Genomic DNA, 24,147 nt, shown 5'->3' with positions numbered 1-24,147 from the left:
TTCATTAATGAATAAAGCCAACACATATCGCAACTCTTTTATCCAAATTAGGCCAAAGGTCAGGTTTCCCGTACCTGACTCACACGGTACGCACCCAGTTTGCGACCCCTTACCCCATTAACGTCCCCCGACCCCGTTGACCTCCCCGCGCCGCCGCGCCATCAACGCCGTTATGATGAAACCTGACATCCTGTGTATCGGTTCGGTCCTGTGGGACATTATCGGGCGCGCGTCCAGCCACATGCGCAGCGGATCGGACGTGCCCGGTCGCATCACCCGCCTGCCCGGTGGTGTGGCAATGAACATCGCGATGACGCTGATCAATTTCGGCCTGACCCCAGCGGTTCTGTCCGCCATTGGTCGCGACGCGCAAGGCGATGAACTGGTCCATGAGGCCGCTGGCCTCGGCATCATCACTGATTACCTTTACCGCTCCGACGATCTGCCAACGGATGCGTATATGGCGATTGAAGGTGCCAACGGTCTGATCGCGGCCATTGCTGACGCCCATTCGCTGGAACAGGCGGGCACCAAAATCTTGCGCGCCCTGTCGGACGGCACCCTTGGCAGCGACACCGTTCCGTGGTCCGGCCTTGTGGCGTTGGACGGCAATCTTACGCGTGATTTATTGGCTGATATCGCCAAATCCCCTTTGTTTACGGCCTCCGATCTGCGGGTCGCACCCGCCTCACCGGGTAAGGCCGAACGCCTGTTGGCACTGGTCGGCCACCCATCCGCGACGTTGTATGTGAACCTCGAAGAAGCGGGGCTGCTGTGTCAGACGACGTTCAGCACCGCCACGGATGGCGCTGCGGCCCTGTCACAGCGCGGCGTCCACCGCGTTCTGGTCACCGACGGTGGCAATCTGGCGGCAGAATGCTTGGCTGGTGACATCTGCACCGCGCAACCACCCGAGGTTCTGGTCACCCGCGTCACAGGCGCGGGCGATACATTCATGGCCGCCCACATCGCATCCGAAGTCCAAGGCATGACCCGCCAAGCGGCCCTTGTCCGCGCCCTCAACGCCGCAGCAACCTACGTGTCCGGAGAGACCCCATCATGAGCATCCTACCTTCACTTCCAATGACATTCGCACCTGACGTTGCCGCAGCGCGCGCCGCCGGATCGCCCATCGTGGCACTGGAATCAACGATCATCACCCACGGTATGCCCTACCCGCAAAACGTCGATACTGCGCGGCTGGTCGAAAGCGATATTCGCGCCGGTGGTGCGACGCCCGCCACCATCGCCGTCATCAACGGCACGCTTCATATCGGGTTAACGAACGACCAGCTTAACGCGCTTGGTCAGGCCAAAAACGTCGCCAAACTTAGCCGTGCAGATATTGCCGCGTGCATCGCGACAGGTGGTACAGGGGCCACAACGGTCGCAGCGACAATGATCGCAGCACATTTGGCAGGGATCAAAGTCTTCGCCACGGGCGGCATTGGCGGTGTGCACAAAGGCGCTGAAACCACATTTGATATTTCGGCTGATCTGCATGAATTGGCGCAAACACCCGTCACAGTGGTCGCTGCCGGTGCAAAAGCCATTCTGGACCTCGAAAAAACTTACGAAGTCCTCGAATCCCTCGGCGTTCCGGTGATTGTTTTTGGTCAAGACACCCTGCCCGCCTTTTGGTCTGCCACGTCCGCTTTGCCCGCGCCCCTGCGCATGGACAGCGCCGCAGACATTGCCGCAGCGCACCAGATGCGCGCCGCCATGGGCTTGCCCGGTGGCCAGCTGATCGCCAATCCGATCCCGCTGAACGCACAAATCCCAGCCGAAACCCTTACGCCGATCATCGCGCAGGCGTTGCATGAGGCCGCCAGCAAAGGCATCGCTGCCAAAGCCGTCACGCCGTTTCTGCTAGGGCGCATCTTTGAGTTAACCGACGGCGCATCCCTGATAGCCAATATCGCCCTTGTGCGCAATAATGCAGCACTTGCGGCGAAAATCGCTACATTCATTTGACGTTAAGTGGCGTTAAAGGGTGCCCCTCATTGTGGATACCAATGGCATCCCCTACATAGCTCCGAGATAACACCTAGGGTTCACTGCTGTGATCTCGCATATAGGATCGCCGCACGTGACAACACCAACTGATCAAACACCGCGCCGAACCTTCCTTGGTGGGTTGCGCAACAACTTTATCGCAGGGCTCGTCGTCATTGCACCGATCGGTCTTACCGTGTGGCTGATTTGGTCTGTGGTGGGTCTGGTAGACAGTTTCGTGTGGCCCTTTGTGCCCGACGCCTATCAACCCGAACAGCTGCTCAACTGGGCATTTGGTCACTCCGTCGCTGATGGCAACTGGCTCACGGTTAACGTGCGCGGCATTGGCGTGGTGGTTTTTCTGATCTTCACAATCACCATCGGCTGGCTTGGCAAAGGGCTCTTGGGGCGCAGCTTTCTGCGTTGGGGCGAAGGTCTGGTCGGACGTATGCCTGTGGTTCGGTCGATCTATAATGGTGTCAAACAGATCGCTGAAACCGTGTTCGCGCAGACCGAAAGCAGCTTTGAGAAGGCCTGCCTGATCGAATATCCGCGCAAAGGCATGTGGGCCATTGGCTTTATCTCGACCGATACCAAGGGCGAATTGTTGGAAAAAGTTGGTGTTGGTGCGATGACATCGGTGTTTTTGCCGACGACTCCGAACCCGACGTCCGGCTTTTTATTGTTTGTCCCGACCTGCGACATCAAGGAACTGGACATGTCCGTCGAAGACGCGGCCAAATTGGTGATCTCGGCCGGCCTCGTCTACCCCGGCGAAACAGCGGATGAAACGCAAGCGCCGCATGGCGACGTTGCGAAAATGATCGCAAATGCCAAGGTTGAAGGCGAGACCCGCTAGCCGTCAAACATACCCACCAGATCAACCGTATCGCGCTGGCCCAAGTCGTCAAAATGCGCCGCAAGAAATGTGTCCGCCGCCGCGCGTCCTGCCGATTTTAACCGTGCCAGAACAACCGGATTTGGCGAAGATTTCGTCGCAACATTCAAATCATTCATCAGCACATCATCAGAAATCATGTGCACCAAGACGTCCTTCATCGTCCCCTTGTTCATCGACCCGTCGTGCAGCAACCGCTTCACAAAATTGATCGCGCGCAGTTCACGCAGCAGGGATGAATTGAAACTGATTTCGTTGATCCTGTTCTGGATCGCTTGGGTATCGGTTGGCACATCATCACGGTGTAACGGGTTAATATTAACCACCATAATATCAGCAGGAAGACTTTCGGCATAAAGCGGGAACAGCGCTGGATTGCCAGTATAGCCGCCATCCCAATAGGCTTCGCCCTCGATTTCAACGGCTTGAAACAGCGTTGGCAGACAGGCGGACGCCATCAGCACTTCACTGGTGATGGTATTGCCACTGAAAATCTTGACCTTGCCGCTGCGCACATTTGTCGCCCCGATAAACAAATCGGGGCCAGTTTCGCCGCAAACCTCATCAAATTTGAATTTGTCCACAATCGGCTTCAACGGATTGCTGTAAAACGGCCCCGAATCGTAAGGCGACATCAGCCGCGATGACATATTCATCAACGCCGCCATGGGCGAATTGGCCATCGCCGTCGCCAACGTCGGTGTGTCAGGCGCAACCGCGTCCATCCACGCGACAACCCGGTCATCCGCCACAGCGCCGATCTGCTCCCAAAACCAATCAAGGTTTTCTTTGGCGCCAATCCGACCACCCGACGCCATGCCAGCCTTCAGCGCAGCCCCGTTCATCGCCCCCGCGGATGCACCAGAAATTGCTGCGATCTCCAACCGGTCGTCTTCAAGCAGGCGGTCCAGAACACCCCATGTAAACGCGCCATGTGCGCCGCCACCCTGAAGAGCGAGGTTAATGCGTTTTACGGTCATTGGCTTGTCCAACCACCATCAGCGGAAATCGACGTGCCGGTGATCTGCGCCGCCGCATCCGAACACAGGAACGTCACGATGCCCCCAAGCTGTTCAACGGTCACGAATTCCTTGGATGGCTGTTTGGCAAGGATCACCTTCTCGATCGCTTCATCCTCGGAAATTCCGTATTCTATGGCCGTCGCAGGGATCTGATCCTCGACCAAGGGGGTTAACACGTATCCGGGGCAAATGGCGTTGGCGGTGATGGGCTCCTTGGCGGTTTCAAGGCCGACGACCTTGGTCATGCCAACCACGCCATGTTTGGCGGTGACATATGCCGATTTGAACGGGCTGGCGCGCAATCCGTGTGCGGAAGATATGTTGATCACCCTGCCCCACCCTGCCGCGCGCATCACTGGCAAGGCCGCTGCGGTGGTGTGAAATGCCGAAGACATGTTGATCGCAATGATTGCGTCCCATTTTTCTGTCGGGAAGTCTTGGATAGGTGCCACGTGCTGGATGCCCGCATTGTTGATCAAAATATCGCATGCCCCGGCATCCGCGATCAATCGGCGGCAGTCGTCGCCCTTGGACATATCAGCCGACACATATTTTGCCTCCACGCCAAACTCTGCCGCGATGTCAGCGGCCAGCGCATGATCCTCTTCGCGGTCGGTAAAGGAATTGAGCACAACATTGACGCCTGCCTTTGCCAGCTCCCGGGCGATCCCAAGGCCGATGCCTGAATTTGATCCGGTGATAACGGCGGTTTTTCCCAAAAGCGTCATGATGGTCGTCCTTTGATTTATGTTGCAGTGCAGCATAGGCTTATGCCGCCGCGCGGCAACCGTGATCACGGCAAAGTTCCATAATGAACCCCGATAAGGACAGCGAAAAATGCCAACGCTGTTAACGATTCTTAACGCCCACACTCTGTGAATCTTGAGCCGACATAATCGGGCAAAAAGTAAGGAAAAAAAACTGCGCGTTACCGTTTGAAAAAAAGGGCAAAAAAAACCCCAGCCGAAGCTGGGGTAAAGTTATTGAGGCAGGTTTCATACAGGCAAGAAACCTATCGAGCAGTGTCCTATCTATAAGCAATCGAGCGCCCGCATCCAAGCTAAAAGTTTGAAAAGGTTCGTTTCCCCATCTAACATAGTCCGCAAGACAAACACTTGGCCCGGGGACGTATCACCAAAATGACCACAGGATTATACAAACGGCTGGGCGCAAGATTGCGCACAACAGCCCTTGCGGCAACCACATCGTTGCTGGCAACTTTCGCAGCGGCAGAGCCGATGCATGGCATAGCTATGTATGGTGACCCTGCCCTACCACTAGATTTTGCGCATCTGCCTTATGCAAACCCCGACGCACCAACAGGTGGTGCAATTGTAACGGCAAACGTTGGCGGCTTTGACAGCCTCAACCCCTTCATCGTCAAAGGCTCGGTCCATTGGCAGCTTCGCTTCTTGATGGGCGAAAGCCTGATGGGGCGATCTTTGGACGAACCCTTCTCACTTTATGGCCTGTTGGCCGAATCGGTTGAGACAGCAGAGGACCGCTCATGGGTCGAATTTACCCTGCGCCCCGAGGCCCGATTCTCTGATGGTAGCCCCGTGACGGTGCAAGATGTGATCTGGTCCTATGAAACTTTGGGCACAGTCGGCCACCCGCGCTACCATGGATTTTACAATAAAGTGGACAGCATCAAAACTGTCGGTGAACGCGGCGTGCGTTTCAACTTCGCCGAAGAAGACCGCGAACTGGCCCTTCTCGCGGGTCTGCGTCCAATCTTACAAAAGGCGCAATGGGACGGTTTAGATTTCGCTGAATCGGGCCTCGACGTTGTTCCGATCACATCATCGCCCTACACGATCACCGACTTTGAGGCGGGCCGTCATATCGAAATGACCCGCAACCCTGACTACTGGGGCACCGGTGTCGTACCATTCGTCAACGGGCTCTATAATCTCGACACTATTCGCATGGAATTTTTTGGCGATGAAACAGCCGCGTTTGAGGCGTTCAAAGTCGGCGAGGTCAACACCAACCGCGAATTCAATGTCGCCAAATGGGACAGCCAGTATGATTTCGCGCTGATGCAGTCGGGCGATTTTGTCCGCTCGATCCTGCCGCATTCGCGCCCCAGCGGCATCACAGGCTTCGTGATGAACACCCGCCTGCCGCAGTTTGAAGACCTCCGTGTGCGCGATGCGATGATCCATGCGTTCAACTTTGAATTCATCAATGATGCGATGACCGGTGGCGTGCAGCCACGCATCACCAGCTATTTCTCAAACTCCCCCCTCGCGATGCAGGACGGCCCCGCGACCGGCCGCGTGCTGGAATTTTTGCAACCCTTCGCTAATGACATTCCGGCAGATGCAATTTCAGGCTACGAATTGCCAGTATCAGACGGGTCCGAACGCAACCGTGCCAACATCGGCGCGGCGTTGGATCTGATGGAACAGGCGGGCTACACGGTCCAAGACGGCACAATGGCGAACACAGATGGCGATGCGTTTACCTTTGAAATCCTACTCGCATCTGGTTCCAGCGAAAACCAGTCGATGGTCGACATGTATGTTGAAAGCCTGTCGCGCCTTGGGATCACGCCGACACTCACCGTGGTGGATGGCGCACAATACAGCGAACGCACCGATGCCTATGACTTCGGCATGACCTATTACCGCCGCGGTCTGTCGCTGTCCCCGGGCAACGAACAATACCTGTATTGGGGCATCGACGCCGCTGACGTCATTGGCGGGCGCAACATGATGGGCGTGAAATCCGAAGCGATTGACGCGATGATCAACCTGCTCCTAACGTCAGCCAGCCAAGACGACTTCTTGGCCGCAACCCAAGGTCTGGACCGTCTGCTGACGGCGGGGCGCTACGTGATCCCGATCTATCAGTGGAACATCAGCCGCATCGCCCATGACAAGAACCTGCACTATCCAGACCTGATGCCAATCTTTGGCGACTGGCCCGGCTGGCAGCCCGACGTGTGGTGGTACGAGGAACAAGGCTAAGGCTCCGCGCGGCGACGTGGACACAAGGGGACGAGCATGACGATTGCATTTATGTTCTGTCGTTGATCGGCGTCGCGCTGCTTGGCAGCGCGGCGGTGGTTGGGTCCAACCAGGGCGATGACACGACCGACGCCGACCCACCAATTGAAGAACTGCCAAAAGATCCGCCTATCGCAGAACCAACCGATGACGACGATACCCTGACAGGAACCGACGGTGATGATACAATTTATGGCGCCTATGGCGATGATTTCCTGATCGGCGACGGTGGGTATGTTCGGTCTTATAGTGATCATGAAGGTGGCCCTCCGGAGATTGTCGTCGAAGTTGAAACAATTTCCGGAAACGGCTTGGACAACATCGAAGACCTCACGATCCGTGTGTTTGACGACGGTACAGGGTCGGACATTTTGTACAAAGGCGCCGTGTTGGCGCACATTGTTGGCGGCCAGTCACTGACGTCCGACGATCTTCGGTTTGAGTCTTTAAGCTTTAATTTACTGGGTATCGGAAGCTAGTCGCGTGACGGCTCATAGAATTGGTGCACCGCGTGATGGCTCCTGTCTTGATCCGGTTACAAAACAGGCCTAACCAAACGTCCATGGAATTACTCGTCCCGTGCAACGGAAATTCAGCCCCCTCGATCCTGAACCGTGACAGCGCGGGCGGTATTTGCGCCTATTCCGCCGGATCAACGCCATCGGGCCGCGTGCATCCGAAATCATTGAAATTGCTGGCCGCCAGAGGCTACCCGACGGACGGATTGTCGTCACCCAGTTGGGATAATTGTGCGGCAGATCACGCGCCCGTTCAAGCACACTGGGGCATCCCCGATCCCGCAGCCGCGATCAAACAAGATTGGGACGTGGCGTTCCAAACCGCATTCGACACTCTTACCCGCAAGGCCGCAGCACTGATCAACCTGCCATTTGAAACCATCGATGCAGCAGCGCTCAAATCCGCGATCAACGGGACTACTGACGTATGAACACGCAAAAACTCTGCGCCGAAGCTATTGGCACCGCCTTGCTGCTGATCGGCGTTGTCGGGTCTGGTATCATGGCGCAAACGCTGACTGATGACATCGCCGTCGCGCTTTTGGCCAATGCCATCGCGACGGGCTGTACGCTTTATTTTATCATCACGATCTTTGGCCCGATTTCGGGGGCGCACTTTAATCCTGTCGTCACGCTGGCCTTCGCCTTTAAGGGCGAACACCCGTGGCCACTGACCGCTGCCTATATTCCTGTTCAGATATTGGGTGGCATCGCAGGGGTGTGGCTATGCCATGTGATGTTCGATCAAAACATCATACAGCTTTCGACCACGCCGCGCACAGGAATGAACCAATGGACGTCTGAAATATTCGCGACATTCGGTTTGCTTTTGGTGATCTTTGGCGGTTTGCGCAGCCGTCCCGACACCGTGCCAACACTTGTGGCGATCTACATCACGGGTGCCTATTGGTTCACGTCTTCGACCAGCTTTGCCAACCCCGCCGTGACGATTGCGCGGGCGTTATCTGATACCTTTGCAGGTATTAATCCTGCCCATGTGCTTGGCTTTATTCTGGCACAGCTTGTTGGGCTTGTCGTGGCGCTTGTCGTGCTGCCACGGCTTTTAGCAGATGAAGAATAAAGGCTGCGTTTAACCAAGTCTCAACATTGACGCTGTTTTATGTGGGGGACCCCCATGCGTCATTGAAAGGATTGATATGTCTTGCACGACCGCCCTCACCCGTTGGCCGCACCTGCTTGAACAGCTTTGTGGACAGTTTCATCACCTTGATCCTGCTGTCCTCACACGGTTTCGTAGTGATCGCCAAAAAATGAACCTCTATCTGGCCGAAACCCACGATCTCACAATCGCTGAAGCTGCTGAAACTCTCGATGATTGGCTGATGTTCCAAGCGCACCGATTGCCCGAACACATCGCGGCCTAAGCCAGCACCAAACCACTGCGCGTTGGTGCACCGCTTGCAACAACCCCCACGGTTGGGATAGCGCCATTGGCATGACCACTGATCCCGTCCCATCGCCCTTTAATATGGCCTGCTATGTTCTGGCCAGCGCGGGCGATGATCCTGCCAAAACTGCGTTGGCCGTTCTTGGCGATGACACAACCGAACGCTGGACTTACAGCCAAATCGAAGCCGCCATTCGTGGTGCTGCAACGGGGCTTTTGGCGACAGGATTGATGTCGGGTGACCGCGTGCTTTTGCGCCTTGGCAACACGCCTGATTTCGCAATCGCGTTTTTGGCCTGCATCGCGGTCGATCTGATCCCTGTGCCAACATCAACGCAACTTTCGGTGGGTGAAATCACCGCAATGACGCTCGATCTTGCGCCCAAAGCGATCATCGCAGCAGCCGGCGTCACGCTGCCCGATCACACTGCCCCCGTTATTGAAACGACAACTCTCACTCGTTTTTACACCCTGCCGCCTGCGGACTTCGTGATGGGCGATCCCAACCGCGCCGCTTATATCATTTTCACCTCAGGCACATCCGGCACGCCGCGCGGTGTGGTCCACGCACATCGCGCAATTTGGGCGCGGCGCATGATGCACGATGGGTGGTACGGGTTGACCCGAAACGACCGCGTGTTGCACGCTGGGGCATTCAATTGGACTTACACCCTTGGTACCGGCTTGATGGACCCGTGGACAGTGGGCGCAACGGCCCTGATCCCCGCAGCGGGCACGCCACATGACAGACTTCCCATGCTTCTGGCGCAGCACAACGCAACAATTTTCGCAGCCGCCCCAGGGGTTTACCGCCAACTCCTCAAGTCGCCAATCGCGCCCATCCCAACCCTGCGCCACGGATTATCAGCTGGTGAAAAGCTGCCCGACACCACCCGCGCAGCATGGACGTTAGCGACCAATACCCCGATATTCGAAGCCTACGGCATGTCCGAATGTTCAACCTTCATCTCAGGCAGCCCGACCCGTCCTGCGGACGTCGCCACCCTTGGGCAGCCACAACCGGGTCGCCTTATCGACCTGCTAGATGAACACGACGTATCGTCCGACACGGGGCAGATCGCGGTGCACATTTCCGACCCCGGCCTCATGCTTGGCTACCTGAACGCACCCGACGCCACCGCCGCGCGCTTTAGCGCCGACTGGTTCCTGACGGGCGACATTGGCCGCCGCCTTCCCTCGGGTGCCATTTGCTACCAAGGCCGCGTCGACGACATGATGAACGCAGGTGGCTATCGCGTCTCCCCGATCGAAATCGAAACCGCCCTCGCGCTGCACCCCGACATACATGACGTCGCTGCCGTGGAACTGCGGGTCAAATCCGACGCCTCCGTCATTGCCGCCTTTTACACCAGCGCAAATGTGATAGTTGACACCGAACTGGCCGCGCATTGCGCCGCTCACCTTGCCCGCTACAAATGTCCGCGCCTCTTTCTGCGCCGCGACGCATTGCCCCGCGGTGCCAATAACAAACTCCTGCGCCGCGCGCTCAGGTCAGACTGGGAGGCCGAGCATGGTCAAACTTGATATCATTTCCGACCCGATTTGCCCGTGGTGCTACATCGGTAAAACCAATCTGGACCGCGCCTTGGAACAGATCCCCGATCACCCGTTCACGATCGAATGGCACCCGTTCCAGCTAAACCCGACAATGCCAGCCGAAGGCATGGATCGGCGCGCCTATCTTGAGGGTAAGTTTGGCGGCAAAAACGCTGCCGTGAAAGCCTATGCACCTGTCATGCAGGCCGCAGAAGCCGCCGGTCTCAAGATTGATTTTGAGGGCATGAAACGCACGCCCAACACCATCAACGCCCATCGCCTGATCCATTGGGCGGGCATTGAGGGCCGCCAGACGTTCGTTGTCCACCGCCTGTTTGAAGCCTACTTTCGCGATGCGCGTGATATTGGCGACAGCCATGTGCTGGCTGACATCGCCGACAGTTGTGAAATGGACGCCAGTTTGGTGTCCAAACTGCTCGCCTCTGATGCGGACATTGCAGACATCCAGAAACGCGACGCCCACAGTCGTGAAATGGGGATTTCGTCGGTTCCAACGTTTATTGTCGCCAACCAACATGCGGTCCCCGGTGCGCAGTCTGCCGAAATGTGGCTTAAGGTCATGGGCGAAATCATCGACCAGATTGAGGCCGCAGAGTGATCAATCCGACAAGACCTTTAGGCCAAACCGAATTTGTCGCGCTCATCGCAATGCTCGCAGCGAGCGTTGCATTTTCCATTGATGCCATGCTGCCCGCCTTGCCCGACATTGGCGCGGAACTGTCACCGGGCAACCTCAACCGCGCCCAACTTATCATCACCAGTTTTGTGTTGGGCATGGGGCTCGGTACGTTCATTACCGGACCTTTGGCGGATCGGTTTGGCCGCAAGACAGTTATTTTATGGGGTGCAGGTCTGTATGTTAGCGCCACGGTATTCGCGTTTTTCACGACGACATTGGAAACGATGATCGCGGCCCGCATCTTGATGGGCCTTGGTGCCGCAGCGCCGCGCGTGGTCGCGATAGCGCTGGTGCGTGATCTGTATTCGGGGCGCGAAATGGCGCGAATTATGTCCTTTGTTATGCTGGTTTTCTCGCTCATCCCGGCCCTTGCACCGACCTTGGGTGCGGGCATCATTGCCGTCTCTAACTGGCGCAGTATTTTCATCGCCTTCGCCATATTCATGGGCCTGATAACCTGCTGGCTCATGCTGCGCCAACCCGAAACCCTCGCCCCCGAAAACCGCCGCCCCCTCAGTGTCACCAACCTTTTCGCCGCCGCACGTGCGGTGTTTACCCACCCGACCGCGCGCCTCGCGACGTTCGTTCAAACGCTCAGCATGGGGATGCTGTTTTCGATGCTCAGCTCAACGCAACAGGTGTTTGATCAAACCTATGGCCAAGGCGACACATTTCATCTGTGGTTTGGCGGCATTGCCATTCTTGCCGCGTCCGCGTCGATCATCAACGCCCGCCTCGTCGGGCGGCTGGGCATGCGTCCGATCATCAAAGCGATGATGACGGCGCAAATATTTATGTCACTGGGGATGATCTGTGTTGTGATGCTCGGCCTGTCCAACCACATTGAACTGCTGTTTTACGCGGTCTGGACCGTGTCGGTCTTTTTCCAGGCCGGCCTGACATTGGGCAATCTGAACGCGTTGGCAATGGAACCCATGGGCCACATCGCAGGTTCGGCCGCCTCAATTATCACGGCGACCGCGACCGTCGGCGCCGTCATCATCGCGGTTCCAATCGGCCTACGCTTTGACGGTACACCACTGCCCCTGGCAATCGGTATTTTCGTTTGCGCCTGCGTCGCACTGTGGCTCACCACAATGATCCGGCGCGACAGCGATTAACAAGCCTACCTCGCAGCCTTCTTCGCCTCTTTTACCTTACCCGCTAGATCGCGGGCGATGCCAAACGCACCTTGGATTTTCAGACGGTCCGTGCCCCAATCGCGCCTGATCACGATCTTATTGTCCTTAACCTTGGCCTGCCCACGCTGATCATCGATGAATTCCACCAAGCCCACGGGGGAGATGAATTTGTCATTATGGAACCGCAAAACCGCACCCTTAGGCCCTGCGTCAAGCTGACTAATACCAGCCTTTTTACACATCGCCTTGATCCGCACGACCAGCATCAAGGTGTTGACCTCTTTTGGCAAAGTCCCGAACCGATCAATCAATTCAGCCGCGAACCCTTCCAGTTCAACCTTCGTCGTCAGATCGCTCAGGCGGCGATAAAGCCCCAGACGCACGTCCAGATCGGGCACGTAAACTTCGGGAATAAGCACTGGAACGCCAAGATTAATCTGTGGCGCCCATTGGCCGTCCTCGACCAATGTCACTTCGCCGGACCGGATCTTGGCGATCTGTTCTTCCAGCATGGATTGGTACAATTCATATCCAACTTCGCGCATCTGGCCGGATTGTTCTTCGCCCAAAAGGTTGCCCGCACCGCGAATGTCCAAATCCTGTGATGCCAGCGTGAAACCGGCCCCAAGCGTGTCAATCGACCCCAAAACGCGCAGTCGCTTTTCCGCCTGTGGCGTCAATTTCTGGCGCGGCTTATAGGTCAAATAGGCATAGGCCCGCGCTTTAGATCGGCCCACCCGACCGCGAATTTGGTACAGCTGCGCCAGGCCAAACATGTCCGCGCGGTGTACAATCATGGTGTTTGCTGTCGGGATATCCAGACCGCTTTCAACAATCGTCGTTGCCAGCAGCACATCATATTTGCCGTCATAAAACGCGTTCATCCGGTCGTCCAGTTCTCCGGCGGCCATCTGCCCGCTCGCGGTCACAAAACTGACCTCCGGAATTTCGTCACGAATGAAAGCCTCAATTTCGGACAGGTCGGAAACTCGCGGCACCACAAAGAACGACTGGCCGCCGCGATAATGTTCGCGCAACAGCGCCTCTCGGATCGTCACGGTGTCGAATTCGCTGACATAGGTCCGGATCGCCAATCGATCGACAGGTGGTGTGCCGATAATGCTAAGCTCGCGCACGCCAGACAGTGATAATTGCAATGTGCGCGGGATCGGCGTCGCCGTCAGCGTCAACACATGAATGTCGGTACGCATCTGTTTCAGGCGTTCTTTGTGTTGCACACCAAAGTGCTGTTCTTCGTCAATCACCAGCAGTCCAAGGTCCTTGAACCGGATGCTTTTGGCCAACAACGCATGCGTGCCAATGACGATATCCACCGTGCCCTTGGCCATGCCATCCTTGGTCAGCGCCGCTTCTTTTGCACTCACAAAGCGTGACAACGTCCTGACATTAATTGGAAATCCGCGAAAGCGTTCTGCGAAACCTTTGTAATGCTGGCGCGCCAGCAATGTCGTCGGCGCAACGATTGCCACCTGAACGCCGGACATCGCGGCGACGAACGCAGCGCGAATTGCGACTTCGGTTTTGCCGAAACCTACATCGCCGCAGACCAGTCGATCCATCGGTTTTCCCGACCCCAAATCGTCCAAAACATCTTCAATGGCGGACAATTGGTCGTCGGTTTCCGCATACGGAAAACGCGCCAAAAACTGCTCCCACATGTCCTCAGGCGGCGTCAGCTCGGGGGCTGTGCGCAGCTCGCGTTCGGCAGCGACGCGAATAAGACGCTCGGCCATTTCGCGGATGCGTTCTTTGAGTTTTGCCTTCTTCGCCTGCCACGCGCCGCCGCCCAATTTGTCGAGTAAGCCAACCTCGTGACCATAGCGCGACAGCAGTTCAATATTCTCAACTGGCAGGTAAAGCCTTGAACTCTCGGCGTATTCCAGCACCAGACATTCGTGCGCCGCCCCCGCCGCCGTGATCACCTCAAGCCCTAGATAGCGGCCAACACCATGATCGACGTGGACCACCAAATCACCCAGTGTCAGGCTTTGGGTTTCGGTCAGAAAATTCTCTGCGCGGCGTTTGCGTTTGGTCTGGCGGATCAGACGATCCCCCAGCACGTCCTGCTCGGAAACGACCGTCAGATGTTTATGGCCTGCCGCTTTGCCACTTAAAGGCGGGCCCTGCACCTCAAACCCGTGCTCCAACGCCCAAACAGCCATATGCAGACCGCGTTTCCCGACACGGGAAAAATCGCTTACCGGAATTATCTCCGCAATGCCTTCGTCTTCAATCAACCCCATCAGGCGTTCGCGCGCACCTAGCGAATAGGACGCGACCACAACAGGCCCAAGTCCAAGCTTTGCTTTAAGATGATCGGACAATGATCTGAAAAGACTAATACTTTCCTGCTGACGCTCAGGTGCAAAGTTGCGCCCAATGCGCCCACCTGCGTCAATAACACCCGGCCCAGTCGGCTGTGGCAAAGCCCCAAGCTGCATCACACGAAAATCACGCAACGCCGCGTCCCACGCCGGACCATCAAGATATAATCCACCGGGTGCGGCGGGCTTATAGACTGAATCCATCCGCCCTTTCGCTAACATCGCCTCGCGGCGGGCATCGTATTGATCATCAATCGACACCCAGCGCGCATCACGTTGCGCCGCGTTTTGTTCGTCCAGCGTGACAGTCGCGCCCGTCAGATAGTCAAAGAGCGTCTCAAGCTCGGCATGGAAAAACCCCATCCAGTGTTCAACGCCGGCATGCTTTTTACCCGCTGACACCGCTTCGTATAATGGATCATCCGTTCCCGCCGCGCCAAATTCCAAACGGTAGTTCTGGCGAAACCGCGTGATCGCCGCATCATCCAAAATCACTTCGGACACGGGCGCAAGCTCCACAACGTGCAACGTTTCCGTCGTGCGCTGCGTTGCAGGATCAAAGCGGCGCGCGCCCTCAAGATCATCGCCAAACAAATCCAACCGCACAGGCCCGACCTGCCCGGGCGGATAGATATCGATGATGCCACCGCGCACCGCGTAATCGCCGGGCTCAGTCACCGTCGGCGACTGCGTGAATCCCATGCGCACCAAGAACTTGCGCAACGCGGATTCGTCGATACGGCTGCCGACGCGGGCGGAAAATGCCGCTTCGCGCAGAACGGACCGCGCGGGCACCTTTTGGGTCGCCGCGTTCAGGGTTGTCAGCAAAACAAACCGCTCCGGCATCCCGTGTGCAAGACCTGCCAAAACCGCCATGCGGGCCGCCGACACATCGGCGTTCGGGGACACACGATCATAGGGCAGGCAGTCCCAACTGGGGAAAACCACAACGGGCATTTCGGGCGCAAAGAACGCCAATGCCGCGCGCATCGCCTCAACCCGCTTGTCGTCCCGACAGATATGCACAACCGCGCCGTCCGCAGCCTCGGCTAAGATCAGGCGCGCGTCAAACCCCTCAGGGGCTCCGGAAACAGTGACGTGTTTGGGGTTGGGTATAGTCTGGGTTTTGGTCATGGAAACGGACCTACTGCGCGCAAGCCCAGTGTCAACCATTAGACGCGCAATTAGAAGCCAGGGCCGACTGCCAAGTTCTGATACATGCCAAACGTTGCCGTGATGAAAATCGAAATCATGCCGATAAACTGCGTGATGACGCGGTGCTTGGACAACCGAGCATAAAGCGCCTCACCCTCGGGCTGTTCACGCGCAATCATTTGCGATGTCGACAGGCTCAGCGCGCCAACAAGCGTCAGCGGAAACGCGAGCAAGAACACCGCCTGCGCAAATTCCACGTCATAGGCAAAGGCAAGGATCGCCAGCGACGTCAAAGCAAACGCCAAAAATGCCAGCAACACCAACCCCGACACCTGCCCAATATACAGCAAACGGTTCACGTTGATGCGCACCAAATCTTGCAAATCGACTTCCGCCTGTCCGCCGACCTTACGCGCCTTTTGGATCATGTCGAATGGGACGCCCAAAACCCAATGGTTGACGGATGACCACACGACAGCAAGCAATATCCAGAACCAAAGGTTGCTGAAGGAACGCATGTCGATGACTTCAAAAAGGGTGTTGGTCCAGTTCACGGGCGGCAGCCTAACAATTTGGTCGCTATTTAGCTGTGACTTGCGGCAATGCCCAGACTTGTGATGCGCGCCTTTCCATGGCACCCAATAGGTGTGACTTGAAAGGCCCTATCATGACAATGCAACCGTTTGCGCCCCCCTTCCCAACGTCCCGTCTGCGGCGCTTGCGCGCCACTCCGTCGCTGCGATCAATGGTGCGCGAAAACGTACTGTCGCCCAGCGATTTTATCTGGCCGGTCTTCGTGATGGATGGAACCGATGCCCAAGAACCGATCGCATCCATGCCGGGCGTGATGCGCCGCACGGTGGATCGCATCGGCGCGGCTGCAAAAGATGCATACGCGCTTGGTATCCCCGCGATCTGCGTATTTCCTTACACAAGCATGCAACATCGCACGCAAGATTGCGCGCTCGCTTGGTCGCCAGACAATGTCGCCAACCGCGCCATCCGCGCGATCAAAGACGCGGTGCCCGATATGGCGGTAATGACCGACATCGCGCTTGATCCCTATAATATCAACGGCCATGATGGATTTGTCGAAAACGGTGAAATCGTAAATGACCGCACGGTAGATGCACTTGTGAAGATGGCGCTGACCCAAGCGGACTGTGGCGCAGACATTCTTGGCCCGTCCGATATGATGGACGGGCGCGTCGGGGCCATTCGATCCGCGTTGGAATCCCACGCGCACCCGAACGTCACCATTCTGAGTTACACCGCAAAATATGCGTCGGCGTTTTACGGGCCGTTTCGCGATGCGGTTGGCGCGTCATCCGCGCTGACAGGCGACAAAAAAACCTACCAGATGGATCCTGCAAATTCTGACGAGGCCATGCGCCTTGTCGCGCGTGATCTGGCCGAAGGCGCGGATATGATCATGGTCAAACCGGGCATGCCCTACCTCGATATCGTGCGCCGCGTGAAAACAGAATTCGGTGTTCCGACATTCGCCTACCAAGTGTCGGGCGAATACGCGATGATCCAAGCGGCGGCGCAGAACGGCTGGCTCGATCATGACAGCGCTATGTTGGAAGCGCTGATGGCGTTCAAACGTGCGGGTGCGGACGGTGTGTTGACGTACTTTGCGCCAGCCGCTGCTAAACTCTTGAACGGCTAAATCCCGCTACCCTGCATCTAGCTGCTGACAGATCGCGAAATACCGCCTATAGTTTGCCGATAACGGGGGCGAACCCCGAAACAAATGGCACGAGGCAGTTATGACACTTATTTCAAGACGCAATTTTGCGCTGAGCGCGCTGGCAACCACGACTTTGTCCGCATGTGGCAATGGGATCGGCGGCAGTGGCGCGGCCGTGATCGACGCGCGTGCCGATATCACGCTGGCGTTCATGTATGATAATTATCCCGGCACCCGCGATCTGGCAGGCAAGGCCAGCGGCATGTTGGTCATGCCGGTCGTCACCGAAGCGGGCTTTGTGCTTGGCGGGTCATTCGGGCGTGGCGCACTGCGCATTGGCGAAACGACGGTGGACTACTATTCCGCCGCCGCCGCAAGCGCTGGCCTGCAAATTGGTGCACAGCAATATTCAACGGTTCTGTTCTTTATGACGCATCAATCCCTAACCGATTTCCGCAGTGCAAGCGGCTGGGCGGCTGGCGCTGACATCGAATACGCGCTCAACGACACCGGTGAAACATTGCGTGCCGAAACCACAACATCGCTCGCGCCGGTCATTGCGGTGGTCTTTGCGCAGGCTGGTTTCCGCGCTGGTGCGACGATTGAGGGCACCAAATACACCCGCATCATTCCGTAAACGCGCAGCATCGTTGGCATACAAGTTGTGTACAACCTGTGCACAGCTGGTGTCACGCTCTGAGCCGCGCACCTTTGGGGTCAAACGGCGGCTCTGCCAGCACCACACCGCGGTGCGGTTTGCCTAAAATCATCACATCGACCTCGCTCCCTGCGGGTGTGTCTTTGAGGTAGCCAAGCGCAAGACTCATGTTGACGCTGTAGCCAAAAGTTCCAGACGTGACGCGCCCGACTGGTGTACCGTCTGGCAGGAATATCGGCTCACCGCCTGTGGCATCCGCTGTCGTTATGTCCTGCACGTGGATCAGCGACAGTACTTCACGTGATGGATTGTCTTTGACCTTTAAGTAGCTGTCTTTGTGCAGAAAATCCTTATCCAATTTGATCAGGTGATCAAGGCCAACTTCTTGTGGCCAGTATTCCGGCGAATATTCACGCCCCCAGCTTCCATAGCCTTTTTCGACCCGCAAAGACATCAATGCCCGCGATCCAACCGGACCACCCTGCTCGGACGCGGCAACCTGTAATAATAATTGATAAACAGTTGCTTGGTCCTCGGCCTTGCAGTGAATTTCCCACCCAAGATCACCGGTAAACGACACCCGCAGCGCCAAACATGTGACGCCCGAAATCTCCAGCCACTTGGACCGCATGAACGGAAAGTTCGCCGTCGCAAGGGATGTGTTTGTCAGCGTTTGCAACGCCTTGCGCGCAGAAGGTCCAGCAATATTGAACCCGCACCACGCCTCGGTCATGCTCTCAAAAGTAACATCATCGGGCATTGCGACCATTTTCCAGAACCGCTGATGATATCGTTCCGCCATACCGGAGCCAATGATCCAAAATTCATCCTCCCCCATACGCGTGACGGTAAAATCGCCGGCGATCCCACCATTCACGCCGATCAATGGCGTCAGACACGACCGACCGACAGCTTTGGGCATGATGTTTGCGAACACAGCGTTAAGCCAACCCTCAGCGCCAGCACCCTTGCAGCGATATTTTGCAAAGTTAGAAATATCAATGATACCAAAGGACTGGCGCAACATCTTCGCTTCACGTCCAACGGAATCGAACCATGGCTGGCGGGTGAAGCCTGCGCTTTCGGGCGTGTCGACATCGAAATACAGCGGGTGTTCCCAACCGTAGTTCAGCCCGAACACCGCCCCCATGTCGCGCTGTTGTTCATACACACTGCGCACCCGAACCGGCCGTCCGGCAGCGCGCTCCTCGCCCGGGAAATGGATGCTGAATCGATGCGCATATTGGTCGCCAACCCGCGCTTTGGTAAATTTAGCATCGGCCCATTTACCAAATCTTGCGACGTCCCATGCAAACATATCGTAAGTCGATTCGCCTTTCGTGATCCATTCGGCGGCCATCAACCCCATACCGCCCGATTGTGAAAATCCGGGGATGATGCCGTTACAGCAAAAGTAGTTAGACAAATCAGGGTGCGGGCCAAACAGGACATTTGAATCAGGCGACCAGATCATCGGTCCGTTGATCACCCGCTTGATGCCCGCCTCACCAACGACAGGAACACGATCAATCGCGCGCATCATGTTGGGCTCAATCCGCTCCAGATCATCGGCAAACAACTCGTGCCCGAACCCTTGCGGCGTGCCATCCTCGGCCCAGAACCGCACGTCTTTTTCATAGGCCCCAACCAGCAATCCCTGCCCCTCTTGGCGCAGATAATACTCGCCGTCACGGTCCGCAACGGATGGTAATCGGCGGTCCATCGCGGCAATTTCGGCTATGGTTTCAGTGACAAAATACTGATGCTCGGTTGGCAAAAGCGGCAGCGTGATCCCCGCCAGCGCCGCCACCTCACGCCCCCACAGACCGGCGGCATTGATCACCCATTGTGCCCGAATGTCACCCTTAGCTGTCTCAACCAGCCATGTTCCGTCAGGTTGCTGAACCGTCGCCGTGACCGGACAAAACCGAATGATTTCAGCCCCTCGCTGACGCGCACCAATGGCATAGGCGTTCGTGACGCCGCTGGGGTCGACGTTGCCACCATCGGGTTCAAACATAATGCAGCGGATGCCGTCATAATTGACCAGCGGATGCAGTGCTTCGGCCTCAGCGCGCGACACTTCATGGAAATTCATCCCGTAGAATTTTGCTTTGGCCGCTTGCAGTCGCAGCTGATGTTCACGTTCCTCTGTTTGCGCCAAATACAGGCTGCCGGGCTGGAAGACACCGCAAGACTGGCCAGTCTCCGCCTCAAGCTCAGTGTACAAGTTCATCGTATAGTGCTGAATTCGTGAGATATTCGTGCTGTCATGCAATCCATGAATATTGGCCGCCGCGTGCCATGTGGACCCGCTTGTCAGCTCATCCCGTTCCAACAAAACCACATCGGTCCAGCCCAGTTTTGCCAGATGATAAAGGATTGAACAGCCAATGACGCCACCCCCGATAACGACCGCTTGGGCATGTGTCCGCATTTGGATTCTCCTCGTGTTGGCCCCACCCTGAAACCCCCAAGACGCGCACATTTGCCGCAAGACGACACTTCTTGTCGCAAATTGCCTTCCCCTGAGAGCAAATCAAAAATACGGTTTCAATAACAGAGGAGCCAGCCATGAAAACCACCACCCGTGTTGTCGTCATCGGAGGCGGCGTTGTTGGCGCCTCGGTTCTGTATCATTTGACCAAATTGGGCTGGTCGGATGTCATGTTGGTTGAACGTTCAGAATTGACTAGCGGGTCCACGTGGCACGCGGCGGGCGGCTTTCATACGCTCAATGGTGATACCAACATGGCGGCCCTGCAAGGCTACACCATCAAGCTGTACAAAGAGCTTGAGGAGATCACCGGCATGTCCTGCGGGCTGCACCATGTGGGTGGCGTGACGTTGGCTGACAACAAAGATCGTTTTGATATGTTGGTCGCTGAACGCGCCAAACACCGCTACATGGGCCTTGAGACCGAAATCGTGAGCCCCGAAGAGATCGCCAAGATCGCGCCGATTACCAACTTGGACGGAATTATTGGCGGGCTTTACGACCCGCTTGACGGGCACCTTGATCCATCGGGCACCACCCATGCCTACGCCAAAGCTGCGCGTATGGGCGGTGCTGAAATTGTCACCCATTGTAAGGTCACAACCACCACACAGCGCAGCGATGGCACATGGGATGTGGTGACCGACAAAGGCACGATCCATACTGAAAACGTCGTGAATGCTGGTGGTCTTTGGGCGCGCGAGGTTGCAGCCATGGCGGGTCTTTACGCACCACTGCATCCGATGGAACATCAATATATCATCACCGACGATTTGCCAGAAATCTATGATCGTGACGCCGAACACCCCCACGTGATGGATCCTGCGGGCGAAAGCTACCTGCGCCAAGAAGGACGCGGGCTGTGTATCGGGTTTTACGAACAGCCCTGCCGCCCTTGGGCCGTTGATGGCACGCCGTGGGATTTCGGTCATGAACTGCTGCCCGATGACTTTGATAAAATTACCGACAGCATTGAATTCGCGTACAAACGGTTTCCGGTTTTGGAACGTGCAGGCGTCAAATCTGTGGTCCACGGGCCGTTCACGTTTGCACCAGACGGCAATCCGCTTGTTGGCCCGATCCCCGGTTTGCGCGGCTATTGGTCCGCCTGCGGCGTCATGGCGGGCTTTTCACAGGGTGGCGGCGTCGGGCTGACATTGGCACAATGGATGATTGACGGCGAACCAGACCGCGATGTCACCGCGATGGATGTCGCGCGTTTTGGGTCCTGGATCACGTCAGGCTATACCCGCCCCAAGGTGGTGGAAAACTACCAACGCCGCTTTTCAGTCTCATATCCGAACGAAGAACTGCCCGCAGCACGGCCCCATCGCACCACACCGATGTATGACATTTTCACGGGCCTTGGTGCGGTCTGGGGTCAGCAATTCGGCCTTGAGGTGCCAAACTATTTTGCACAAGGCGATGAGCCGACATTTGAACAACCGTCGTTCCGCCGCTCAAACGCATTCAACGCCACCGCGCGTGAAGTCAAAGCCGTGCGATCCACCGTTGGCATCAATGAGCTGCATAATTTTGGCAAGTACCGCATCAGTGGACCAAAGGCCCGCAACTGGCTGGACCGGATCATGGCAGGTCGCATCCCCAAAATTGGCCGCCTCGCGCTGACACCGATGTTGTCTCACAAGGGCAAACTCTTGGGCGATTTCACCGTGTCCTGTCTGGCGGACGACACATTTCATTTGACCGCGTCTTATAGTGCGCAAGCCCAACACCTGCGCTGGTTCTTGCAACATCAAGACAGCGGTGTAAACGTCGAAAATATCAGCGATAGGTTGAATGGTTTTCAGATCGCAGGGCCAAAATCCCGCGACCTGCTGTCGGCCTGCACCCGCGATCCAGTCGACATGAAGTTCCTTGATGTGCGCCAGATGACCGTGGGCCAAGCCAAATGCACCGTGCAACGCGTGAGCTACACAGGCGATCTGGGCTATGAAATCTACTGCGATCCAATGGATCAACGCGCCCTGTGGAACGTGCTGTGGGAAAACGGTGCCCCCATTGGCATCACGCCATTTGGCATGCGCGCGATGATGTCGCTGCGTCTTGATCGTTTTTTCGGCTCTTGGATGAACGAATTCTCACCTGATTACACGGCGGCAGAAACCGGTATGGATCGGTTCATCAAATGGGATAAAGACTTCATTGGCAAAGCGGCGGCCCATACCGAAATACCGGCGCGCCAGCTTGTCACATTTGTCGTCGATGCCGCAGACGCCGACGTCACCGCCTATGAACCGATCTTTATCAACGGCAACGTCTTGGGCTTTTGCACCTCTGGCGGCTTTTCGCATCACACCCAAAAATCCATCGCCTTTGGCCTGATCCCGCGCGAACACGTAAACCCGGGCCTACAGGTCGAGATTGAAATCCTCGGCAGTCGCCGCCCAGCAACCCTGATCACAGAACCGATCTTTGATGCCGATGGCACGCGCCTTCGGTCATGATCGCAACGCTTCTCCTTGCCGCTGGTAAATCATCCCGCATGGGCGCGCGCGATAAGCTGCTGGAAATTGTCGATGGGGTTCCGCTTCTTGCCTTGCTTGCCAGCCGCGCGCTGAACGTCGGCCCAACCTTTGTGACGCTCCCCAGCGCGCACCATCCACGCCGTTCTGTGCTGCCACAATCGGCGCAGATCGTCGTTGTCGATGCAAACTTGGGCATGGCGCACAGCATCAAGGCTGGCATCAAAGCCCTGCCCGACACGGTGCGTGGCGTTATGATCCTGCCGGGCGACATGCCCGATATTACTGCAGCTGATATGGCCGCGATCCAGACCGCCGCCCGTCATTGCACAGCACCTATTGTTCGCGCCACCACATCGGACGGCACGCTGGGCCATCCGATCTATTTTGCAGCGAGCCAGTTTTCGCGCTTCGACGCGCTGCGCGGCGATCGCGGCGCGTTCCGCCTGACCATTGGGCTGGAGGATCAGACCGTGCTCGTGCCATTACAAGGCGACCGCGCGCAGCTTGATCTGGATACACCACAAGATTGGGCCGCCTACCGCGCCCGTTGATCCAATCACGCAAACCCAAAAAGTGCCGGTCTGCGTTGTCGCGGTCCGGCCTTTATTGCCGCCCACGAAGAGGTCGGAGCCGGTGCCACCGTCCGGCACCTCGTCTCCACCAAAGCCATAGATGATGTCGTCGTTGAAACCGGCATAGCCGATGATAGCATCGTTATTGTCAACACGGTCGCCCTCTGGATCATCAAGGTAGCCGCCGCCGATCTGGTCATCACCTGCGGTGCCCGCAGTGACCGTGAAGGTCGCCATGTCCGTGCCGCCATTGCCGTCGTCGATTGTGTAGCTGAGTGTATCGTCGCCAGCAAAGCTCATGGCAGGCGTGAATTTGATCTCGTTGTTCACAATATCCACGCAGCCTTCGGCCGGAACAACAGTCGGATAGGTAACGGTCAGCGTGTCGCCGTCCACGTCGGTGTCGTTAACGCGACGTCGAATGTGACGGACGTGTTGAAATCCGTGCTTGTCGCATCGTCGTTTGCAGCCTGATCGTCGTTCA

The 24,147-nt window shown here is 56.8% G+C and carries 21 protein-coding genes; 15 read left to right on the top strand and 6 right to left on the bottom strand.

The genetic code is table 11. From position 1 onward, the window contains the following. The first annotated feature begins 172 nt into the window (after window positions 1–172). From OAN307_RS12295 to OAN307_RS12285, 3 genes are all read left to right on the top strand, one after another. Entirely contained in the window at window positions 173–1,063 is an 891-nt protein-coding gene (locus OAN307_RS12295) for a PfkB family carbohydrate kinase (RefSeq protein WP_044044705.1), read from the top strand. Further along, on the top strand, window positions 1,060–1,974 hold the full coding sequence (locus OAN307_RS12290) for a pseudouridine-5'-phosphate glycosidase (protein WP_015500054.1): 915 nt from the start codon (window positions 1,060–1,062) through the stop codon (window positions 1,972–1,974). Before OAN307_RS12295 ends, OAN307_RS12290 begins: the two co-directional genes overlap by 4 nt. 115 nt (window positions 1,975–2,089) lie before the next feature. Continuing rightward, the gene (locus OAN307_RS12285) at window positions 2,090–2,854 is read left to right on the top strand and encodes a DUF502 domain-containing protein (protein ID WP_051068002.1); all 765 of its coding nucleotides are present in this window, start codon (window positions 2,090–2,092) and stop codon (window positions 2,852–2,854) included. Here OAN307_RS12285 and OAN307_RS12280 read toward each other — a convergent pair. Continuing rightward, entirely contained in the window at window positions 2,851–3,873 is a 1,023-nt protein-coding gene (locus OAN307_RS12280; RefSeq protein ID WP_015500052.1) for a patatin-like phospholipase family protein, read from the bottom strand. The genes OAN307_RS12285 and OAN307_RS12280 overlap by 4 nt on opposite strands. Beyond that, window positions 3,870–4,643 (bottom strand): 3-hydroxybutyrate dehydrogenase, encoded by a 774-nt coding sequence (locus OAN307_RS12275; protein ID WP_015500051.1) that lies wholly within the window; start codon window positions 4,641–4,643, stop codon window positions 3,870–3,872. Before OAN307_RS12275 ends, OAN307_RS12280 begins: the two co-directional genes overlap by 4 nt. Before the next feature lie 411 nt (window positions 4,644–5,054). On the opposite strand from OAN307_RS12275, the gene OAN307_RS12270 reads away from it, so the two are divergent. The 8 genes from OAN307_RS12270 to OAN307_RS12235 all read left to right on the top strand — a co-directional run bounded on the left by OAN307_RS12270 (window position 5,055) and on the right by OAN307_RS12235 (window position 12,233). Continuing rightward, window positions 5,055–6,890 (top strand): extracellular solute-binding protein, encoded by a 1,836-nt coding sequence (locus tag OAN307_RS12270; protein WP_015500050.1) that lies wholly within the window; start codon window positions 5,055–5,057, stop codon window positions 6,888–6,890. Beyond that, on the top strand, window positions 6,869–7,408 hold the full coding sequence (locus OAN307_RS12265; RefSeq protein ID WP_144055567.1) for a hypothetical protein: 540 nt from the start codon (window positions 6,869–6,871) through the stop codon (window positions 7,406–7,408). Before OAN307_RS12270 ends, OAN307_RS12265 begins: the two co-directional genes overlap by 22 nt. Window positions 7,409–7,491: 83 nt before the next feature. After that, window positions 7,492–7,878 carry a low molecular weight phosphatase family protein gene (locus OAN307_RS12260; protein WP_044043636.1) on the top strand — a complete coding sequence of 129 codons (387 nt, stop codon included), beginning with the start codon at window positions 7,492–7,494 and terminating at the stop codon, window positions 7,876–7,878. Further along, window positions 7,875–8,528 (top strand): aquaporin, encoded by a 654-nt coding sequence (locus OAN307_RS12255; RefSeq protein WP_015500047.1) that lies wholly within the window; start codon window positions 7,875–7,877, stop codon window positions 8,526–8,528. The genes OAN307_RS12260 and OAN307_RS12255 overlap by 4 nt, the downstream gene beginning before the upstream one ends. Window positions 8,529–8,604: 76 nt before the next feature. Beyond that, on the top strand, window positions 8,605–8,832 hold the full coding sequence (locus OAN307_RS12250; RefSeq protein WP_015500046.1) for a hypothetical protein: 228 nt from the start codon (window positions 8,605–8,607) through the stop codon (window positions 8,830–8,832). Between the two features lie 71 nt (window positions 8,833–8,903). Next, window positions 8,904–10,400, top strand: coding sequence for a class I adenylate-forming enzyme family protein (locus OAN307_RS12245; protein ID WP_015500045.1), 1,497 nt, complete (start codon window positions 8,904–8,906; stop codon window positions 10,398–10,400). Further along, the gene (locus OAN307_RS12240; protein ID WP_015500044.1) at window positions 10,387–11,031 is read left to right on the top strand and encodes a DsbA family oxidoreductase; all 645 of its coding nucleotides are present in this window, start codon (window positions 10,387–10,389) and stop codon (window positions 11,029–11,031) included. The genes OAN307_RS12245 and OAN307_RS12240 overlap by 14 nt, the downstream gene beginning before the upstream one ends. Next, the gene (locus tag OAN307_RS12235; protein WP_015500043.1) at window positions 11,028–12,233 is read left to right on the top strand and encodes a multidrug effflux MFS transporter; all 1,206 of its coding nucleotides are present in this window, start codon (window positions 11,028–11,030) and stop codon (window positions 12,231–12,233) included. The genes OAN307_RS12240 and OAN307_RS12235 overlap by 4 nt, the downstream gene beginning before the upstream one ends. A gap of 5 nt (window positions 12,234–12,238) precedes the next feature. On the opposite strand, the gene mfd is transcribed toward OAN307_RS12235, so the two are convergent. Both mfd and OAN307_RS12225 read right to left on the bottom strand, forming a co-directional pair. Continuing rightward, complete coding sequence (gene mfd, locus OAN307_RS12230) at window positions 12,239–15,733, bottom strand: transcription-repair coupling factor (RefSeq protein ID WP_015500042.1); 3,495 nt, start codon at window positions 15,731–15,733, stop codon at window positions 12,239–12,241. Window positions 15,734–15,783: 50 nt separating this feature from the next. Further along, a complete protein-coding gene (locus OAN307_RS12225; RefSeq protein ID WP_044043634.1) occupies window positions 15,784–16,308 on the bottom strand; it encodes a component of SufBCD complex in 525 nt (174 codons plus the stop codon). Window positions 16,309–16,427: 119 nt separating this feature from the next. On the opposite strand from OAN307_RS12225, the gene hemB reads away from it, so the two are divergent. After that, window positions 16,428–17,426 carry a porphobilinogen synthase gene (gene hemB, locus OAN307_RS12220; protein WP_044044703.1) on the top strand — a complete coding sequence of 333 codons (999 nt, stop codon included), beginning with the start codon at window positions 16,428–16,430 and terminating at the stop codon, window positions 17,424–17,426. A 100-nt stretch (window positions 17,427–17,526) separates the two neighbouring features. Next, window positions 17,527–18,084 (top strand): lipid-binding SYLF domain-containing protein, encoded by a 558-nt coding sequence (locus tag OAN307_RS12215; RefSeq protein ID WP_015500039.1) that lies wholly within the window; start codon window positions 17,527–17,529, stop codon window positions 18,082–18,084. Between the two features lie 52 nt (window positions 18,085–18,136). On the opposite strand, the gene OAN307_RS12210 is transcribed toward OAN307_RS12215, so the two are convergent. Continuing rightward, a complete protein-coding gene (locus tag OAN307_RS12210; protein ID WP_015500038.1) occupies window positions 18,137–20,542 on the bottom strand; it encodes a GcvT family protein in 2,406 nt (801 codons plus the stop codon). Between the two features lie 137 nt (window positions 20,543–20,679). Here OAN307_RS12210 and OAN307_RS12205 point away from each other — a divergent pair, with 137 nt between their 5' ends. Further along, on the top strand, window positions 20,680–23,070 hold the full coding sequence (locus OAN307_RS12205) for a GcvT family protein (RefSeq protein ID WP_015500037.1): 2,391 nt from the start codon (window positions 20,680–20,682) through the stop codon (window positions 23,068–23,070). Beyond that, window positions 23,067–23,642, top strand: a complete 576-nt coding sequence (locus tag OAN307_RS12200) for a nucleotidyltransferase family protein (RefSeq protein ID WP_015500036.1) — start codon at window positions 23,067–23,069, stop codon at window positions 23,640–23,642. Before OAN307_RS12205 ends, OAN307_RS12200 begins: the two co-directional genes overlap by 4 nt. Here the strand turns inward: OAN307_RS12200 and OAN307_RS12195 are convergent. Further along, window positions 23,574–24,059 (bottom strand): Ig-like domain-containing protein, encoded by a 486-nt coding sequence (locus OAN307_RS12195; RefSeq protein ID WP_044043632.1) that lies wholly within the window; start codon window positions 24,057–24,059, stop codon window positions 23,574–23,576. The genes OAN307_RS12200 and OAN307_RS12195 overlap by 69 nt on opposite strands. Window positions 24,060–24,147 lie beyond the last annotated feature (88 nt).

The organism is Octadecabacter antarcticus 307 (genome assembly GCF_000155675.2).
Taxonomy (GTDB): Bacteria; Pseudomonadota; Alphaproteobacteria; order Rhodobacterales; family Rhodobacteraceae; genus Octadecabacter; species Octadecabacter antarcticus.
Note: the sequence above shows the minus strand (reverse complement) of the source record. Positions and strands in the feature narration are given on the sequence as shown.

What these genes read in the sequence shown, in the direction of transcription:
- OAN307_RS12295 (WP_044044705.1), top strand. Translation starts at nt 173, where the DNA reads ATGATGAAACCTGACATCCTGTGTATCGGTTCGGTCCTGTGGGACATT.
- OAN307_RS12290 (WP_015500054.1), top strand. Translation starts at nt 1,060, where the DNA reads ATGAGCATCCTACCTTCACTTCCAATGACATTCGCACCTGACGTTGCC.
- OAN307_RS12280 (WP_015500052.1), bottom strand. Translation starts at nt 3,873, where the DNA reads ATGACCGTAAAACGCATTAACCTCGCTCTTCAGGGTGGCGGCGCACAT.
- OAN307_RS12275 (WP_015500051.1), bottom strand. Translation starts at nt 4,643, where the DNA reads ATGACGCTTTTGGGAAAAACCGCCGTTATCACCGGATCAAATTCAGGC.
- OAN307_RS12270 (WP_015500050.1), top strand. Translation starts at nt 5,055, where the DNA reads ATGACCACAGGATTATACAAACGGCTGGGCGCAAGATTGCGCACAACA.
- OAN307_RS12260 (WP_044043636.1), top strand. Translation starts at nt 7,492, where the DNA reads ATGGAATTACTCGTCCCGTGCAACGGAAATTCAGCCCCCTCGATCCTG.
- OAN307_RS12255 (WP_015500047.1), top strand. Translation starts at nt 7,875, where the DNA reads ATGAACACGCAAAAACTCTGCGCCGAAGCTATTGGCACCGCCTTGCTG.
- OAN307_RS12250 (WP_015500046.1), top strand. Translation starts at nt 8,605, where the DNA reads ATGTCTTGCACGACCGCCCTCACCCGTTGGCCGCACCTGCTTGAACAG.
- OAN307_RS12245 (WP_015500045.1), top strand. Translation starts at nt 8,904, where the DNA reads ATGACCACTGATCCCGTCCCATCGCCCTTTAATATGGCCTGCTATGTT.
- OAN307_RS12240 (WP_015500044.1), top strand. Translation starts at nt 10,387, where the DNA reads ATGGTCAAACTTGATATCATTTCCGACCCGATTTGCCCGTGGTGCTAC.
- mfd (WP_015500042.1), bottom strand. Translation starts at nt 15,733, where the DNA reads ATGACCAAAACCCAGACTATACCCAACCCCAAACACGTCACTGTTTCC.
- hemB (WP_044044703.1), top strand. Translation starts at nt 16,428, where the DNA reads ATGCAACCGTTTGCGCCCCCCTTCCCAACGTCCCGTCTGCGGCGCTTG.
- OAN307_RS12215 (WP_015500039.1), top strand. Translation starts at nt 17,527, where the DNA reads ATGACACTTATTTCAAGACGCAATTTTGCGCTGAGCGCGCTGGCAACC.
- OAN307_RS12210 (WP_015500038.1), bottom strand. Translation starts at nt 20,542, where the DNA reads ATGCGGACACATGCCCAAGCGGTCGTTATCGGGGGTGGCGTCATTGGC.
- OAN307_RS12205 (WP_015500037.1), top strand. Translation starts at nt 20,680, where the DNA reads ATGAAAACCACCACCCGTGTTGTCGTCATCGGAGGCGGCGTTGTTGGC.
- OAN307_RS12200 (WP_015500036.1), top strand. Translation starts at nt 23,067, where the DNA reads ATGATCGCAACGCTTCTCCTTGCCGCTGGTAAATCATCCCGCATGGGC.